Raw genomic sequence first — 15,347 nt, 5'->3', positions numbered from 1 at the left:
CACGACCATGACCGATACCGACACGCCCGCACTAGCAAGCTAAAACCCCAAACGAGAGGAAAACGCCGTTACACCACTACAAGGGACTTGACCGTAGTTCAAGCTACAGACCATCGTGTGGTGGTCTTGGATAAGCTGACCTATGCGGGCCATCGGGAGTCTCTAGAGGGCCTGCCAGAGGACCGAGTCGAGCTGGTCGTGGGAGACATCTGCGACCCGGATGTCGTCGATGACGTCGTCGGACGTAGCGATGCAATCGTCCACTACGCAGCCGAGTCCCACAATGACAATTCGCTCGCCGGACCCATGCCATTCGTCCAGACCAACGTCGTCGGCGCGGCGGTACTGCTTGAAGCCGCGCGACGGCACGGTACCCGCTTCCACCACGTTTCGACTGACGAGGTCTACGGAGATCTCGAGATCGACGATCCGGAGAAGTTCACCGAGTTCACGCCCTACCAGCCGTCGAGCCCGTACTCTGCATCGAAGGCGGCATCGGACCATCTCGTTAGGGCATGGGGGCGCTCCTTCGGCCTAGAGATCACGGTTTCGAATTGCTCGAATAACTACGGGCCGTACCAACACGTCGAAAAGTTCATTCCCCGGCAGATCACCAACCTGCTCGATGGCGGTGTCGCCAAGCTGTATGGCGATGGTAAGAATGTTCGCGATTGGATCCATACAGAGGATCACTCCTCCGCTGTCCTGCGCATCCTCGAGTCCGGCAAACTCGGAGAGACGTACCTGATCGGGGCCAATGGGGAGAAGAACAATCGCGAGGTTATCGAGCTGATTCTCGAGCTCATGGGACGTGACCCCTCTGATTTCGTGCACGTCAAGGACCGGCCAGGGCACGACCTGCGCTATGCGATCGACGCTCACAAGATCCGTGAAGAACTCGGCTGGGAACCGAAGTACACCGACTTCGTAGACGGTCTGTCCGCCACGATCGAGTGGTACCGCTCGAACGAAGATTGGTGGCGTCCCCAAAAAGCGGAGACTGAAGCGAAGTACGAGAAGGCGGGCCAGTGACAGCTTCGATCCAGGTTCACCCCACGGCGATTGGTGGTCTACTGCTGATCGACCTGCCCGTTCACGGTGACAACCGTGGATGGTTCAAAGAGAACTGGCAGCGAGAAAAGCTCCTCGACGCGGGAGTCCCCGACTTGGGGCCGGTACAGAACAATATTTCCTTCAATACCGAGCCTGGCGTCACGCGCGGCATCCACGCTGAGCCGTGGGATAAGTACATCTCGGTCGCTCACGGCAAGGTCTTTGGTGCCTGGCTGGATCTGCGTGCCGGCGACGGTTTTGGTCGAGTCGTAACGGCAGAGATCACGCCGGATAAAGCTGTCTATGTGCCCCGCGGCGTGGGCAACGCATTCCAGACGCTCGAAGCGGACACGGTCTACACCTACCTCGTGAACGAGCACTGGAGCCCAGAGGCACGGGCCGAGTACACGTTTGTGAATCTCGCGGATCCGACGCTCGGGATCGACTGGCCTATCGAGCTGTCCCATGCACAGATGTCTGACGCAGATCGAGCTCACCCACAGCTTTCGGACGTTCAACCGATGGGCGAAAGACCGCTACTGATCATCGGTTCCGGAGGCCAGCTGGGCCGGGCTCTCGTGCAGGCGTGCGAGCAGCGCGGCATCTCCTTCCGTGCGGTCGATCGCGAACAGTGGGATATGGCAGAGCCGGATAGTTGGTCCGATCAGCTTCTGCAGTCCTCCCGCGTGGTCATCAACGCGGCCGCCTACACGGCCGTGGATGCCGCCGAAACTGACGAAGGTCGCCAAGCTGCCTGGGCGGTCAACGCCACGGGGGCAAGCGCACTAGCTGCCCGCTGCGATGCTGCTCGGGTGCCGCTGGTGCACGTCTCGACGGACTACGTTTTCGATGGGAGGCTCGTCCCGGACCTGAAGTACGTGCCTGATTCGCCGCGCTCGCCGCTCGGCGTGTATGGCCAGTCGAAGGCGGCGGGAGAGGTAGCCGTGGCTGCGCTCTCGCGTCACTGGATCGTGCGAACAAGCTGGCTTATCGGCGATGGCCCCAACTTCGTGCGCACGATGATGAATCTCGCCGAACGTGGGGTCGATCCGGCTGTCATTACAGACCAGCGCGGGCGGTTGTCCTTCGCGAGCGAACTGGCGGAAGGAATCTTGCACCTGATCGCAACTGGCACCCCGTTTGGCACGTATCAGCTGACCGGTGCCGGTGAGCCGTGCAGTTGGTTCGACATTGCTCAGGAAGTCTTCCGTCTTGTTGGGGCGGACCCCAACCGCGTAACGCCAGTGACCACCGAGGAGTACGGACGCGGACGCGATTCCATGGCGCCGCGGCCCCATAACTCGGTGATGTGTCTCGGCGCGACGAAGAGCGCCGGATTCCAGCCGCGAGACCACATGGAATCCCTCGCGGCATATATCCGACAGCAAGGAGCGGGGCTATGATTACCGTCAGCGTAATCGTCCCGTCCCATGGTGGCGCGGCCCGCCTCCCGATGCTCATGGAATCGCTAGCACTCCAAGAAGGTTCAGTTGATTTCGATATCCATGTGGTGGTTGACGAAGACGTCGACGGGTCGGAAGAGGTTCTCGAAGAACTCGCAGCTCGCTACCCGAACCTGAACCTCGAGTGGACGGTATTTCCGACGAACCAGGGGCGAGTCGCAGCGCTTAACGAGGCCATCAACTCCACCAGTGGCGCGATCATTGCGCGTTGCGACGACGACCTTGTGCCCGGCCCGCGGTACATCGAGACGATCGCGGCGGTGCAAAAGGATGGACCCATTGGCGCGGTAGGGCTATACAGAAACGTCTATCCCGAAACCCCGTATTCGAAGGCTTACGGCGTGCGGCATGACGAGATGTATCGCCAGGAAGCGTATGACGCGCCGCCAAGAGCCCGCTTCACGTACTGGCACGGGAACTCCTCGGTTCCGCGCACGGTGATCGAGACTATCGGCCTTTATGACCCCCGATTCCGTCGCTACGGCTGGGAAGACATCGACTTCGGGTATCGGCTGCATCGTGCTGGAGTTCCCATCGTTTTGGTCCCGGAGCTTGAGACTGAGCACCGGATTGCCGCCACAACGACGAGAATCCGAGCGATTAGGGCGCTTCACGCCGGTTCTGCCCGGCGAGCCTTCCTAGAAAAGCACGGACTCGAGCTTCCTGCTGATCCCAGCGGACCTTGGGGTGCACTGGTTCGCGCTGCGAGTGCGGTCTCGACGGAAGGAACGCTCACGCGTGTCTCTGAAGCAGTCGATCGGCTGTTACCGCACATGCCAGGATGGCTTGCCGAAAAGTCCGTCGCACTCGTCGTGGAGTCGGCCGGCCGGGCAGGTGTTCTCCACGCTGATCGCGCGAAGGCGCGATTCTAGCGCCACGCGCCGCGCAGATATTGCGCAGGCCAACGGGTCGATCCCGCCATGTCCTGATCCGCGAGCTCGAACTGCGCGCGCAGTGGCCATGTCGGCTCCCGCAGTGCGACGCGTCCGAGAAAGATGACGTCCGCGTCGCCTCGTTGCAGAATCTCCTCGGCCTGCTTCGTCTCCGTGATGAGCCCAACCGCGCCGACCAACGTCTCATGTCCGCCTTCGCGGAGGGCTTTCCGAACCGCCGCTGCTGACGGGACCTGATACCCGGGACCCACGGGGATCTCAACCGGCATATTCCCGCCAGAGGACACGTCGATAAAGTCGCACCCCAACTCTGCGAGCAGGGGAGCAAGACGGGCGGAGTCTTCGACCTGCCAGCCATCCTCGACCCAGTCCGTGCCGGAGATTCGCACCAAGACCGGAATTTCCATTCCGACGCGGTCGCGTACGGCGGAAAGGACATCGAGCAGGATGCGGACGCGGTTGTCGAAAGAGCCGCCCCACTGATCGGTGCGCTGGTTCGACAGCGGAGAGAGGAAGGAGTGCAAGAGGTATCCGTGCGCGGCGTGGATCTCGACCGCATCGAAGCCGACCTCGATCGCTCGCTCGGCTGCCGCAGCGAAAGCCTCGATAACCTCGTCAATATCGGATTCGGTCATCTCCAGCGGATTCTTCAAACCGGGGAACCGGACCGGCGACGGACCGATGACATCCCAGCCGCCGTTGTGCTCGGAGACCACACCGGAGATTTCGCCGGGAAAGGGGCGGTGCGTTGAGGCTTTGCGTCCGGCGTGCGCGAGTTGCATGCAGATCGCGGCACCGTGGGCGTGCGCGAAGTCCACGATCGGTTTCCACGCGGCCGCCTGCTCATCGTTCCAGATGCCCGCGTCGTGGGGGCTGATCCGGCCCTCCGGTGTCACGGAGCTAGCCTCGGTCATGATGAGGCCGAACCCGCCCGTTGCCCGGGCACCGAGGTGGACGAGATGCCAGTCGGTCACTACCCCATCGCGGTTTTCGCAGGAATACATGCACATCGGCGCGAGCCAGATGCGATTGCGGACGAGGAGTTTGCGAAGACGGACGGGAGATAAGACAAGCGCCATAACGCCATTATCCCAATCGGGTTAGCCCATGATGACGGTGAGAGCGGGATCCTCAAAGTCATCGAAGGGGAACATCGGACGCGTGATCTTTTCGTGTCCGAGGCGCTTCAGGTCCTGGTCGACCCCGCCCGGGGTGAGTGCCATTGTCCAGTCACGCTGCATCTCGAAAAGGTCGGGCTCGAGGTATCCGATCTTCACAACAACAATGTCCGTCGCAGTGGGGTCGAGGCCAAGGAGCGTGAAGCTAGCGAGATCCGAATACTGCTTGCGCCGTTCGGTCACGATCACGCGGAGGCCCGTCTCTGCGCCATCGCGCAGCAGCACCCGAAGGACGGCAGTGGTCCCACCGAGTGGATCGTTCGCGATCGTCTCGACCCGGGCCGTGATCGCCTGCGGACCCGGATCTCGCGCATCGATCACGCCGCCGACCGTGAAGTCTGCGACTCCGCCGGCGCCGGCCTCGACTGCGCGGGCTACCGAAGCGGCATCGTGCAGCGATGCGACGATCGCGCTGAGGTCTCCGCTCATGACGAGCTCATAGGTGAGCATTTCGGCCAGCGCACACGTCGTGTCATTGCCGCCTCCGGCGCCGGGGTTGTCCCCGGTGTCCGAGATGAATGTCGGCCGCTTGGCCGTGCTCGCCCACGTCAGGCAGTCGGCCATCGATGCGACAGGCGCCACGAACTCGAACTCGTGCCGGGCATCCCAGATCTCCTGCGCCCAGTCCGACGCGAGTTTCTCAATGAGGCGTGCATCGTCGCCGGTGAGGACAACCGCGGCGGTGCAGCGGGGCTGGTCGGCCCACGCGAATCCGATCCAGAACGCCGCGTCAATGACTCCAGGTTGGGCCTCGAGCCACGGAATCTTGCCGTATAGGCGGCGGGCCGGCTCGAGCCGGGTCGAGGTCATTTCGCCCGGGAGCAGGATCGGGATGTGAACGAGTGCCTTGTGCGGTTTGCCCGCTCCCGACAGCACCCGCAATGCGAGGGTGCGCATGGCCCGGCGGCGGGATTCGAGAGCGTCCTCGTGCGGTGCCATGCGGTAGCAGGTGAGCAGGTCACAGCCCGTGAAGAGCTCATGGGAGACGTTGCCGTGCAAGTCCATCGAAGCGCCGACGAGGGGATCAGCACCGATTACCTCGCGGATCGCGGTGATGAGGTCGCCTTCGGCGTCATCGAGGCCGACGACAGACATGGCGCCGTGGATGTCGAAGAAGAGCCCGTCGATCTCACCGAGCTCGCGAAGGCCGGTGAGGATTTCGGTCTTCCAGCCCTCGTACGTCTCGCGCACGAGGACACCGCCGGGCAGCGCCCGGGCGTGGAAGATCGGGCACCAGCAGATCGCCTGGGACCAGGTCTCCTCGATCCATGAGTATCGCTCGAGAATCTCGGAGCCGCGCCGGATCTCGAAGTCATCGGCGACCGCAAGTTGAGGAGAGAACGTCGAGGACTCGATGTGGATCCCCACGATCGCGACGCGGGGGCGGGTGGGTGCGGAGTTAGTGGACATGATCGGTGGTCGCTTTCAGGACTAGAGCGAGGGGCGTATCGGTCGTAGCAGGAGGGATGGGTACGATTCCGTTGGCGGCCAGAACGGCATCATCCACGCCCCCGTCGACGTGCCAGGTGCCAGTCGAGGCCCGCGCGAATTCTGGGAGGCGGAGCTCGGTGGCTGTGCGGTCGCGGACGAAGGCGATGACTTCGCCGGGGCGGGTCACGAACCGAAGGTCGCCGGGCGAGTCGGACGTGAACGTCGGCGCCGGGCGCGTGCTGTACAGCAGCTCGCCGTAGTGGCTCATCCACTCGCCAAGGCTCGCAACGACGGCGGCTTGGTAGTCATCGAGGCTTCCGTCGGCGCGCGGGCCGACATTGATCAGCAGGTTGCCACCCTTTGCGCACACATCAAGGAGAAGGTGGATGAGGTCGGTAGCGCTCAGGCGGTCGGCGGGATCTTCGTTCGCGTTGTAGCCGAACGATCGGCCAAGGCCGCGCGTGGCTTCCCATGCGTTCGGCATGATCTCGGGGACGTGGCTGTACTCGCGGGTCAGGAATCCGTGGTGGGGGATTCCCCAGCGGTCGTTGATGACGCCCTCGGGGAAACGTTCGTAGTAGTCGGACAGCAGCCCGGCGAGACCGAAGCCATCGGGACCCTTGCCGCCATCGGGCCATTCGATGTCGTTCCACAGGAGATCCGGGGAGAACCGGTCGATGAGTTCCGATAGCTGGGCGGCGGCATATCGTGCGAACTCGGGGTCATTTCGCCGGAACGCGAAGAGGTCTGTATCGGAGTTGATGGCAGGGAAGTCCGATACGTGCCAATCCAGCGCCCCCGAAAAATACAGTCCCAGACGGGCACCGGCGGCACGGGTGGCGCTCGCGATCACGTCGATGACATCGAGGCCGGCGGCCCGCTTCACGGAAGTGAATCCGGTGGTTGCCGAGTCCCATAGGCAGTAACCGTCATGGTGCTTCGTCGTAGGAACGATATAGCGGCCGCCGGCCGCGACAAGCGAGTCGACGAGGGCTGTGAGGTGCTCGGCCCGCGGCGTAAAGGAGTCAGCGAAATCTTCGTAGTGGGTGCCGACGCCGAAGGTGTTCTCGTGGAACCTGCGGCATGGGCTGTGCGGAAGGCGCCAGGTGTTCCCATACCACTCGGCGTAGCGGTGATGGGAGTAGGCGAGCTCGATCGGAGTCGGATCCGGCTCGCTCTCGGAGTAGGGTCCGACTGGTCGGTAGGCCCACGCGGGGACGGAGTAGAGACCGAGATGGATGAAGAACCCGAGTTTGGCGTCCCGGTACCAATCGGGAATGACTGCCTCGGGATAGGAGACGCAGGCGGCGAGTTCTCTCGGGCCGGTGCGGTCTTCGAAATTAAACATGTCTTCCTAACCAGAGCTTGGTAGTGATGTTCGCGCAAGCTCAGCCAAACCATGCAACGCGGCGTCAGGCCCGGTGAGTGAGGTGACAATCGCTAGGTTCTCGGAACTCATGGGGAGGCACTGATCGTAGAGTGCGGCTCGGGCCGATGCCTTAAAGCTGCTAATGGAGGACAGTGAACCGCCGAGAATGACTGCTGCAGGATTAAGGAAGTTCACCAGAGGCGCCAGTGCAAGCCCGACGAGGGTGCCTGCCTGACGGATGGCAGAGGTAAAAATCGGGTTTCCTTGTTGTGCGCCCTGAATGATGTCGAGCATGGAAGTAACCTGCTCGCCCTGGTCGCTGAGAGTGCGCCGGATGGCCGCCCCGGAAGCGAGAATCTCCAAACAACCGACCTTCCCGCACGCGCAGTAGACCTCTTGTTTCGGACCAACGGGCGTATGGGCAAGATCGCCGGCCATGCCGAACGCTCCGGAGAACGGCTCCCCGTCGATTGCTAACGATGCGCCGATGCCGCTTCCAGCCTTGACGTAAATGAACTGGGAGAACTCGCCCTCGCGCCGTGCCGCTTCGCCGCGTGCCCCGGCCCGGGCGTCGTTGTCGACGACCGCCGGAACTTCGGCAATGTCCGACAAGAGTGACACAACGTCGACGCCATGCCAGCCGGGCATCCGGGACGGGTTAATCACGCGCTGATCGCTGAGGCGAACCGGGCCGGGAAGCGCCAGCGCGCACTGATCAATCCCTGGGTGATCAGGAAATTCCGATGTCGCGACGCGATGCCAGGCTTTCACGATCGTCTTCAGCGCGTCGCTGGGCGGCCCGGATAGGTCTAGCGGGATCTCGCTCGTATGACCGATATCCCCATGGTTGCTGGAAAAACCAAGGCGTACATGGGAGGTTCCGACTTCGGCGAGCGCGATCAGCTCGGGGCGTTTCGTTGACCGCAGCGCGACCGCAGGACGCCCTCCGGTCGAGGCCGTCATACCGTCCTCAACGACGTCGCCCCGCGCGATGAGGGCGCGGACGATATTCGACGCGGTGGACGCTGAGATCTGGAGTTCGTGACGCAGATCTGTACGACTGGTGACGAGTCCGCGGGTGATGAGCTCGAGAGCCTGGTCCGTGAGGTCCTGATTCACGGGGGGACCCGTGTCAACTAGAGACATGAGCTCTCCTTGCTGAGCTGGAGTCGGTAGTCCCATGCAACCAGCTTCGGACATAATCCGCAACAACTAACGACATTAAAAAACTAAGTATCCGAAACATCGTATGAACGTGCATGAAGTGGTGCTAGTCTGAGCAATACCACGTGGGGAACCCCACACTAGAGGCATCTCGCGAAGGGAAATCAACGATGAAACCTCTGAAGAAGGCGAGAAGCGCCATCGCGCTCGCTGCTTCTTGTGCCCTGATGGCACTGGCTGCATGTAGCGGTGGCTCTGGTTCAACTCCAAAGGGTGCGGCAACCGGGGCTACCGGCGGAGGAAACGGTAGTGATTCCGTCAGCGTCGCCATGGTGACGCCGTCGTGGATTATGCCCATCTCCGCCCCCGGCAAGACACAAGGGGAGAACGGGATTTTCCGGTCTCTCATGTTCCCGACGCTCTACGATTTCACCCTCGAGGGTACGTCGGACTACCACATCAAGACCGAACGCTCGCTGGCGGAAATTCCCCAAGTAAGCGACGACGGGCTGACCTACACGATCAAGCTGAAGGATCTGACGTGGTCCGATGGTAAGCCGTTGACCACCCGCGACGTCGAGTTCTGGTACAACCTCATCAAGCACAACAAGAAGAACTGGGCTTCCTATCGAGAGGGGGGCTTCCCCGACAATGTCGCGGAGTTCAAGGTGGTGGACGATAAGACGGTGACGGTGACGACCACCGAACCGTACGCACCCGGCTATTTCATCGGGAACCAGCTGAACTCCATCGTTCCGATGCCGCATCACGCATGGGCCAAAACCAGCGATGACGGCAAGGTTGATCCGGAACTCGATCGCAGCGAGCAAGGCGCGAAGGACATCTTTGCCTATCTGACCAAGGCCTCCGAGGATCCCAATTCGTATGCCACCAACCCGCTCTGGCAGACGGTCTCGGGCCCTTGGAAGCTCAAGAGCTTTGTGCCGTCCGGTGAGGTCGTACTCGAAGCCAACGATGCCTACCAGGGCGAGGACAAGGCGAAGCTCAAGACTCTTTTGTTCAAGCCCTTTACCTCCGATGATTCGGAGTTCAACACGCTGCGATCGGGGGGCATCGACTACGGCTATATTCCCGCAGGCTCGATCGCGCAGAAGGCCTTCATCGAATCCCAGGGCTACACGGTAGAACCGTGGTACGGGTGGTCCATCACCTATATGCCGTTCAACTTCAACAACCCGCAGACCGGACCGATCTTCAAGCAGAAATACGTTCGGCAGGCGATGCAACATCTCATTGACCAACAGACCATTTCCAAGGTCATTTGGCAGGATATGGCCGCCCCGACGTGCGGTCCCGTACCGCAGCGGCCCGGCGCAGCCGGATCGCTGGAGGGGTGCGTCTATGACTTCAACCCTGATAAGGCAAAACAACTGCTCGAATCGCACGGGTGGGAAGTCAACCCCGATGGTGTGACGACGTGTAAGAACCCCGGCACCGGCGAAGGGCAGTGCGGCGAAGGGATCGACCAGGGCAAGGAGATGCGCTTCAAGGTCACCAGCCAGTCCGGTTTCTCCGCCACGACCAAGATGTTTGCGGAGCTAAAGTCGCAGTTCGCCAAGCTTGGTATTGTCCTCGATATTCAGGAGGTTCCCGACTCGGTTGCGGTCAGCCAGGCGTGCAAACCGGATCAGGAATGTACATGGGATCTCTCGTTCTTCGGATCGCAGGCGTCTTGGTACTTCCCGGTCTACGCCTCAGGCCAGCGGTTGTTCGCCACGGATGCTCCGGTGAACCTCGGAAGCTATTCCAACCCGCAAGCCGACGCTCTCATCGAAAAGACGCTGCGGTCCTCGGATGAAAGTGTCATGAAGCAGTACAACGACTTCCTGGCCGAAGATCTCCCGGTGCTTTGGATGCCAAACCCGGTGAACCGCGTGTCCGCGTTCAAATCTGACATCAAGGGGATTCATCCCCAGGAGCCAACCCTGGGGATGTACCCACAGGATTGGTCCCGCTAGCAGTGCAACCGTGGTGGGCCGGGGCCTTAGACTTCCGGCCCACCACACGAAAGGCGGATCGTGAGCTGACATGTGGCACTACATCCTCCGACGGCTTGGCCAGGCTGTCATCGTGATGCTCCTGGTCACCTTCATTACCTTCCTCTTCCTCTACCTGCTGCCCGGTGGAGCGGCTCGCTCAGCGCTGGGGCTCGACGCGACCGCCGAACAGCTGGCCGCATATAACGAACAGATGGGATACGACAAACCATTCCTCGTGCAATACGGGCTGTACCTACAGCGTTTGCTAGGAGGCGACCTCGGTTTCTCGTTCCAGCAGAACCAGGCGATCTCGACGATGGTCGCACAGCGGATGCCGAAGACGATCCTGCTTGGTGTCCTTGCGACCACACTCGCCGTGGTCATCGCGGTTCCCCTAGGTGCGATCCAAGCGGTTCGGCGCAATAAGCCGGTCGACTATGCGATCACCGGCGTCGCTCTCTTGGCCTACGCGACCCCGCTGTTCTTCCTCGGCATGATCCTCATCGTGCTGTTCTCTCAGATCTGGCCTATCCTGCCACCGCAAGCTCCGCAGGGATTTACCGTCGGAGAGATTTTGCCGCAGTGGAAAGGCCTCATTCTCCCGGTGATCACGCTAGCCGTGGTCGGGATCGCGGCTTTTACGCGTTATGTCCGTTCGACGATGGTCGACAATCTCAACGAGAACTTCATCCGCACTGCGCACGCGAAGGGGTTGCCTTCCCGTCGCGTGACCGTCCATCACGCGCTCCGTAACTCGCTGTTCCCGGTCATCACCTTGCTGGGAATGTACATTCCCGGGCTGTTTTCGGGAGCGCTCGTCGTCGAGCAGCTTTTCAATTACCCCGGGATGGGATTGATGTTCTGGCAGGCAACACAGACTCGAGACTTCCCGGTCCTGCTCGCCTCGACGCTTATTGTCTCGTTCGCGACGGTCATCGGCGCGCTACTCGCCGACATTTTGTATGCCGTGGCAGATCCGCGAGTTAGGTTGTCGGGAGGTATCTCATGACGTTCCCCTCAGGTCCTATCGACCCGCAGCAGGAGTCGGAGGCGGCAGCGCCCGTTGCGGCATTGAGCGAAACCGACGCCCGCAAACCGCGACGGCGTCCCATCGGACTTGGCCGCCAAGGGGTCGCGGTCTTCTTCGAGAACAAGCTGGCAGTATTCGGGCTCATCCTCGTGGTCTTCTTGGTGTTGTTCTCGTTCCTTGGTCCACTGATCTATCAGACGGATCAGGTCCACACCAACCTTTCCGCAGCGCACTTGGCTCCTGGCGAGCAGGGATATCCGTTAGGTACCGACGGAGTCGGATATGACCAGCTCGGTCGGCTGATGCTCGGTGGCCAAACCTCGCTCATCGTCGGACTAGCCGCGGGCCTGCTGGCGACGACCTTCGGCACGATTTGGGGGGCGATCGCGGGTTTCATGGGCGGTTGGGTCGATGCCGTCATGATGCGTATCGTCGATGCGCTGATGTCGATTCCCGCGCTCTTCCTCTTCATGCTGATCGCGACGATCGTGACGCCCTCGGTACCGCTCCTCGTTCTCGTGATCGGCGCCTTCGCGTGGCTCAACCCAGCCCGGATGGTCCGCGGAGATTCCATTGCGCTACGTAGTCGCGAATTCGTGACGGCGATGCGTGGCATGGGTGGTGGCCCGTTACGCGCCGTGCGCACCCACGTGGTGCGTAACGCGATCGGCACGGTCATTGTGAATGCCACATTCCAGGTGGCCGACGCCGTGCTATACGTCGCCTACCTCTCCTTCCTGGGACTGGGAGTACCGCCACCAGCGGCGAACTGGGGCGGAATGCTCTCGACCGGTTTGGGAGAAATCTATTCCGGGCATTGGTGGCTGATCTTCCCTCCAGGTATTGCCATCATCATCCTCGTGCTGGCCTTCAACTTCGTGGGAGACGGCTTGCGCGATGCCTTCGAAGTTCGACTCCGGAAGCGGTGAGTCAGATGACGTCACAAGTTGAACCACTCCTGCAGGTCCGCAATCTGCACGTCAGTATTCCGCAGCGCAAGGGTCAGGTAAGCCCGCTGCGGGGAGTCGACCTCGATGTTCGCCCCGGCGAGACCCTCGGCATCGTGGGCGAGTCAGGTTCCGGGAAGACCATGACGGCGCTCGCGATCATGGGGTTGCTGCCTGGTAATGGCGTCGTGTCCAACGGCAGCATCATGTTCGACGGCAAGGACCTCGTCACGGCCGATCCCGCCGACGTTCGCCGCTTGCGCGGAACTGAGATAGGGATGATCTTTCAAGATCCCATGACGTCGCTGAATCCGACGATGACGATCGGGAACCAGATCGGCGAGTCGCTGCGAATTCATCGCGGGGCCTCCAAGGCAGCAGCCCGCGAGCGCGCCATCGACATTATGCGGCGTGTGGGGATGCCCCGCGCCGACAAGATCTGTGATGACTATCCGCATCAGCTCTCGGGTGGGATGCGGCAGCGGGCGATGATTGCGATGGCCCTCGTTTGTCATCCGAAACTGCTCATCGCAGATGAGCCGACGACCGCGCTCGACGTGACGACCCAGCTGCAGATTCTGGATCTGCTTGATGAACTCAAGGAAGAATTTGGTTCTGCCGTCATTCTGGTCACCCACGACCTTGCTGTCGTTGCGGGGCGGGCGGATACCGTCGCGGTCATGTATGCTGGCCGCGTCATGGAGCATGCGCCAGCCGCGCCGTTCTTTGAATCTCCAGAACACCAGTACACGCGGGCGCTCCTGGCAGCCCTGCCGGAGCGGGCGGCGAATTCTAGGGCTCGGCTGTATTCGATCCCCGGGGCTCCGCCGAATCTTATTGACGAGATCATCGGGTGTCCCTTCGCTCCGCGCTGCGAACGTGCGACGGATGAGTGCCGGCAAAGCACTCCAGAACTCACCGGCAGTGTGCATAAGGTGGCTTGCTATCACCCGGGTGGGGAAAAACTCACCGCGGGGGTACTCGAGGAGCGTCCAACTCATGAACAAGCCACGGCCGACACGGTGCTTGAGGTCGATCAGGTGTCGAAGAGGTATCCCGCGCTCGGTGGGATGTTTGTGCGCAGACAGATCGGAGAGGTATCCGCGGTCGACGATGTGTCATTCCAGGTCGGGCGCGGGGAAACGTTTGGATTAGTGGGCGAATCGGGATGCGGCAAATCGACACTCGGTCGAGTAATTGCGGGCCTGGAAGATCCCACCGACGGACACGTCATCGTGGATGGCGATAATGCCAGTCGGCTCAAGGGGCGCGGTCGCACCCAATTCCACCGCAAGATCCAAATGATGTTCCAGGATTCTGCGGCGGCGATGGATCCGCGCATGCGAGTCGACGAGATCATCGCGGAACCGCTCGCGGTGCAGGGCATTGGTAGTCGCAAGATGCGGCGAGAAAAAAGCGAGAGCCTCGTCGACCAAATCGGCTTGCCCGATGATGCCCTGGAACGCTATCCGCACGAGTTTTCCGGCGGCCAGCTCCAACGCATTGGTTTGGCCCGTGCGCTCGCGTTAAACCCGGACGTGATCGTCTGCGATGAGCCTGTCTCCGCGCTCGATGTGTCGGTTCAGGCGCAAGTCCTGAACCAGATGCGGGAGTTGCAAGAGGAATACCGCCTGTCTTACCTGTTCATCAGTCATGACCTTGCCGTGGTGCGGTATATGGCGGACCGAATCGGGGTTATGTACCTGGGCGTCATGGTTGAGATCGGGGCCGCCGACGATGTCAGTGAACGCCCGCTCCATCCCTACACCCGGGGTCTTATCGATGCGGTGCCGCGGATTGATGAAGCGAGTGAAGGCTCGCGCGAACGTTTCAAGATTGAAGGCGAGCTACCATCTGCGATGGATCCGCCGAGCGGCTGCCGCTTCCGAACGCGCTGCCCCTTTGCCCAAGACGTATGCGCCGAGGCTCGACCGCAGTTGGAGGAACACGGTCGCAGTGCGGAAGGGTGGCCACATCTCGTCGCATGTCACTTCCCGCTGACATCACAGAGAGAGACAACGGGCACCTAGTCGCAGCCGTCGGGACCACAGGAAGCGCCGGTCTCGTCATCGAGCATCGTCAGTGCAGAATCGGTCTGCTCCTCCCACACACGGGCGAGTGCCGAGACGAGGACGTCGGTCGGTTGAGCGCCGGCGACGCCGTACTTCTGGCCGAGGATAAAGAACGGGACACCGCTCAACTTGAGGTCGGCGGCAGTGCGAATATCGTCGCGCACATCGGCGGCAAAGGCTGACTTGTCGCCCAAAACTTCCGCGGTGAGTTCGGGGGGCAGCCCGGCCCGGTCGGCCATGGTTTGGAGATCGTCATCGTCGCCGATATCCAGCCCCTCGCAGAAGTGTCCGGCGAGGAGAGATTCCTTCATCTCATCAGCCTTGCCCGCTGTCGCTGCCGCATGAATGAGCCGATGGGAGTGGAACGAGTTGGCGACTTTCAACGACTCAAAGTCGTACTCGAGCCTGACTCCTGCCGCCTCCTCGGTCACCATGGTGAGCATCTCCGTGACCTCCCGGTCTGTCATGCCCTTGGACTTCATGAGGTAGTCCTTCTCCGTGCCCTCGAAGCGCGCGGGAAGCGCGGGATCCAACTGGTAAGAATGCCAGCGGACTTCAACCAGATCACGGAAGGCCAGCTGCGCAAAAGCGGCTTCAAAACGGCGTTTCCCGATGTAGCACCAGGGGCACGCGATGTCGGAAAAGATGTCGACCCGGGTCAAGTCCCTTGTAGTGGTGTAACGGCGTTTTCCTCTCGTTTGGGGTTTTAGCTTGCTAGTGCGGGCGTGTCGGTATCGGTCATGGTCG

At 61.5% G+C, this 15,347-nt stretch carries 12 protein-coding genes; 7 read left to right on the top strand and 5 right to left on the bottom strand.

Annotated features, from left to right (window positions below; genetic code table 11):
- Positions 1-87: 87 nt before the first annotated feature.
- From rfbB to BSZ39_RS09940, 3 genes are read left to right on the top strand one after another with little or no spacing between them, the layout of a single operon-like run.
- On the top strand, positions 88-1,032 hold the full coding sequence (gene rfbB / locus BSZ39_RS09950) for a dTDP-glucose 4,6-dehydratase (RefSeq protein ID WP_073717183.1): 945 nt from the start codon (positions 88-90) through the stop codon (positions 1,030-1,032).
- Positions 1,029-2,456: a sugar nucleotide-binding protein gene (locus BSZ39_RS09945; protein ID WP_073717182.1), complete on the top strand. Its 1,428-nt coding sequence runs from the start codon at positions 1,029-1,031 to the stop codon at positions 2,454-2,456. Before rfbB ends, BSZ39_RS09945 begins: the two co-directional genes overlap by 4 nt.
- Positions 2,453-3,388, top strand: a complete 936-nt coding sequence (locus BSZ39_RS09940) for a glycosyltransferase family 2 protein (RefSeq protein WP_073717181.1) — start codon at positions 2,453-2,455, stop codon at positions 3,386-3,388. The genes BSZ39_RS09945 and BSZ39_RS09940 overlap by 4 nt, the downstream gene beginning before the upstream one ends.
- On the opposite strand, the gene BSZ39_RS09935 is transcribed toward BSZ39_RS09940, so the two are convergent.
- The 4 genes from BSZ39_RS09935 to BSZ39_RS09920 are packed head-to-tail and all read right to left on the bottom strand — an operon-like array spanning position 3,385 to position 8,533.
- Positions 3,385-4,488 carry an NADH:flavin oxidoreductase/NADH oxidase gene (locus BSZ39_RS09935; RefSeq protein ID WP_073717180.1) on the bottom strand — a complete coding sequence of 368 codons (1,104 nt, stop codon included), beginning with the start codon at positions 4,486-4,488 and terminating at the stop codon, positions 3,385-3,387. The genes BSZ39_RS09940 and BSZ39_RS09935 overlap by 4 nt on opposite strands.
- A 21-nt stretch (positions 4,489-4,509) precedes the next feature.
- Positions 4,510-5,997: a M81 family metallopeptidase gene (locus BSZ39_RS09930; protein ID WP_073717179.1), complete on the bottom strand. Its 1,488-nt coding sequence runs from the start codon at positions 5,995-5,997 to the stop codon at positions 4,510-4,512.
- The gene (locus BSZ39_RS09925) at positions 5,987-7,366 is read right to left on the bottom strand and encodes an alpha-L-fucosidase (RefSeq protein ID WP_073717178.1); all 1,380 of its coding nucleotides are present in this window, start codon (positions 7,364-7,366) and stop codon (positions 5,987-5,989) included. The genes BSZ39_RS09930 and BSZ39_RS09925 overlap by 11 nt, the downstream gene beginning before the upstream one ends.
- Positions 7,367-7,372: 6 nt before the next feature.
- Positions 7,373-8,533: an ROK family protein gene (locus BSZ39_RS09920; RefSeq protein WP_073717177.1), complete on the bottom strand. Its 1,161-nt coding sequence runs from the start codon at positions 8,531-8,533 to the stop codon at positions 7,373-7,375.
- A 188-nt stretch (positions 8,534-8,721) separates the two neighbouring features.
- On the opposite strand from BSZ39_RS09920, the gene BSZ39_RS09915 reads away from it, so the two are divergent.
- The 4 genes from BSZ39_RS09915 (at position 8,722) to BSZ39_RS09900 (ending at position 14,558) form a co-directional block, all read left to right on the top strand.
- Positions 8,722-10,530 carry a peptide ABC transporter substrate-binding protein gene (locus BSZ39_RS09915; RefSeq protein WP_073717176.1) on the top strand — a complete coding sequence of 603 codons (1,809 nt, stop codon included), beginning with the start codon at positions 8,722-8,724 and terminating at the stop codon, positions 10,528-10,530.
- 70 nt (positions 10,531-10,600) lie between these two features.
- Positions 10,601-11,560, top strand: a complete 960-nt coding sequence (locus BSZ39_RS09910) for an ABC transporter permease (protein ID WP_073717175.1) — start codon at positions 10,601-10,603, stop codon at positions 11,558-11,560.
- Entirely contained in the window at positions 11,557-12,510 is a 954-nt protein-coding gene (locus tag BSZ39_RS09905) for an ABC transporter permease (RefSeq protein WP_083603211.1), read from the top strand. Before BSZ39_RS09910 ends, BSZ39_RS09905 begins: the two co-directional genes overlap by 4 nt.
- A gap of 5 nt (positions 12,511-12,515) precedes the next feature.
- A complete protein-coding gene (locus BSZ39_RS09900) occupies positions 12,516-14,558 on the top strand; it encodes an ABC transporter ATP-binding protein (protein ID WP_073717184.1) in 2,043 nt (680 codons plus the stop codon).
- Here the strand turns inward: BSZ39_RS09900 and BSZ39_RS09895 are convergent.
- On the bottom strand, positions 14,555-15,347 hold a 793-nt coding region (locus BSZ39_RS09895; RefSeq protein ID WP_222842931.1), incomplete at its 5' end, for a DsbA family oxidoreductase. The genes BSZ39_RS09900 and BSZ39_RS09895 overlap by 4 nt on opposite strands.

It is taken from the genome of Bowdeniella nasicola, from assembly GCF_001907295.1.
GTDB lineage: Bacteria > Actinomycetota > Actinomycetes > Actinomycetales > Actinomycetaceae > Bowdeniella > Bowdeniella nasicola.
This window is presented reverse-complemented; position numbering and strand designations above follow the sequence as displayed.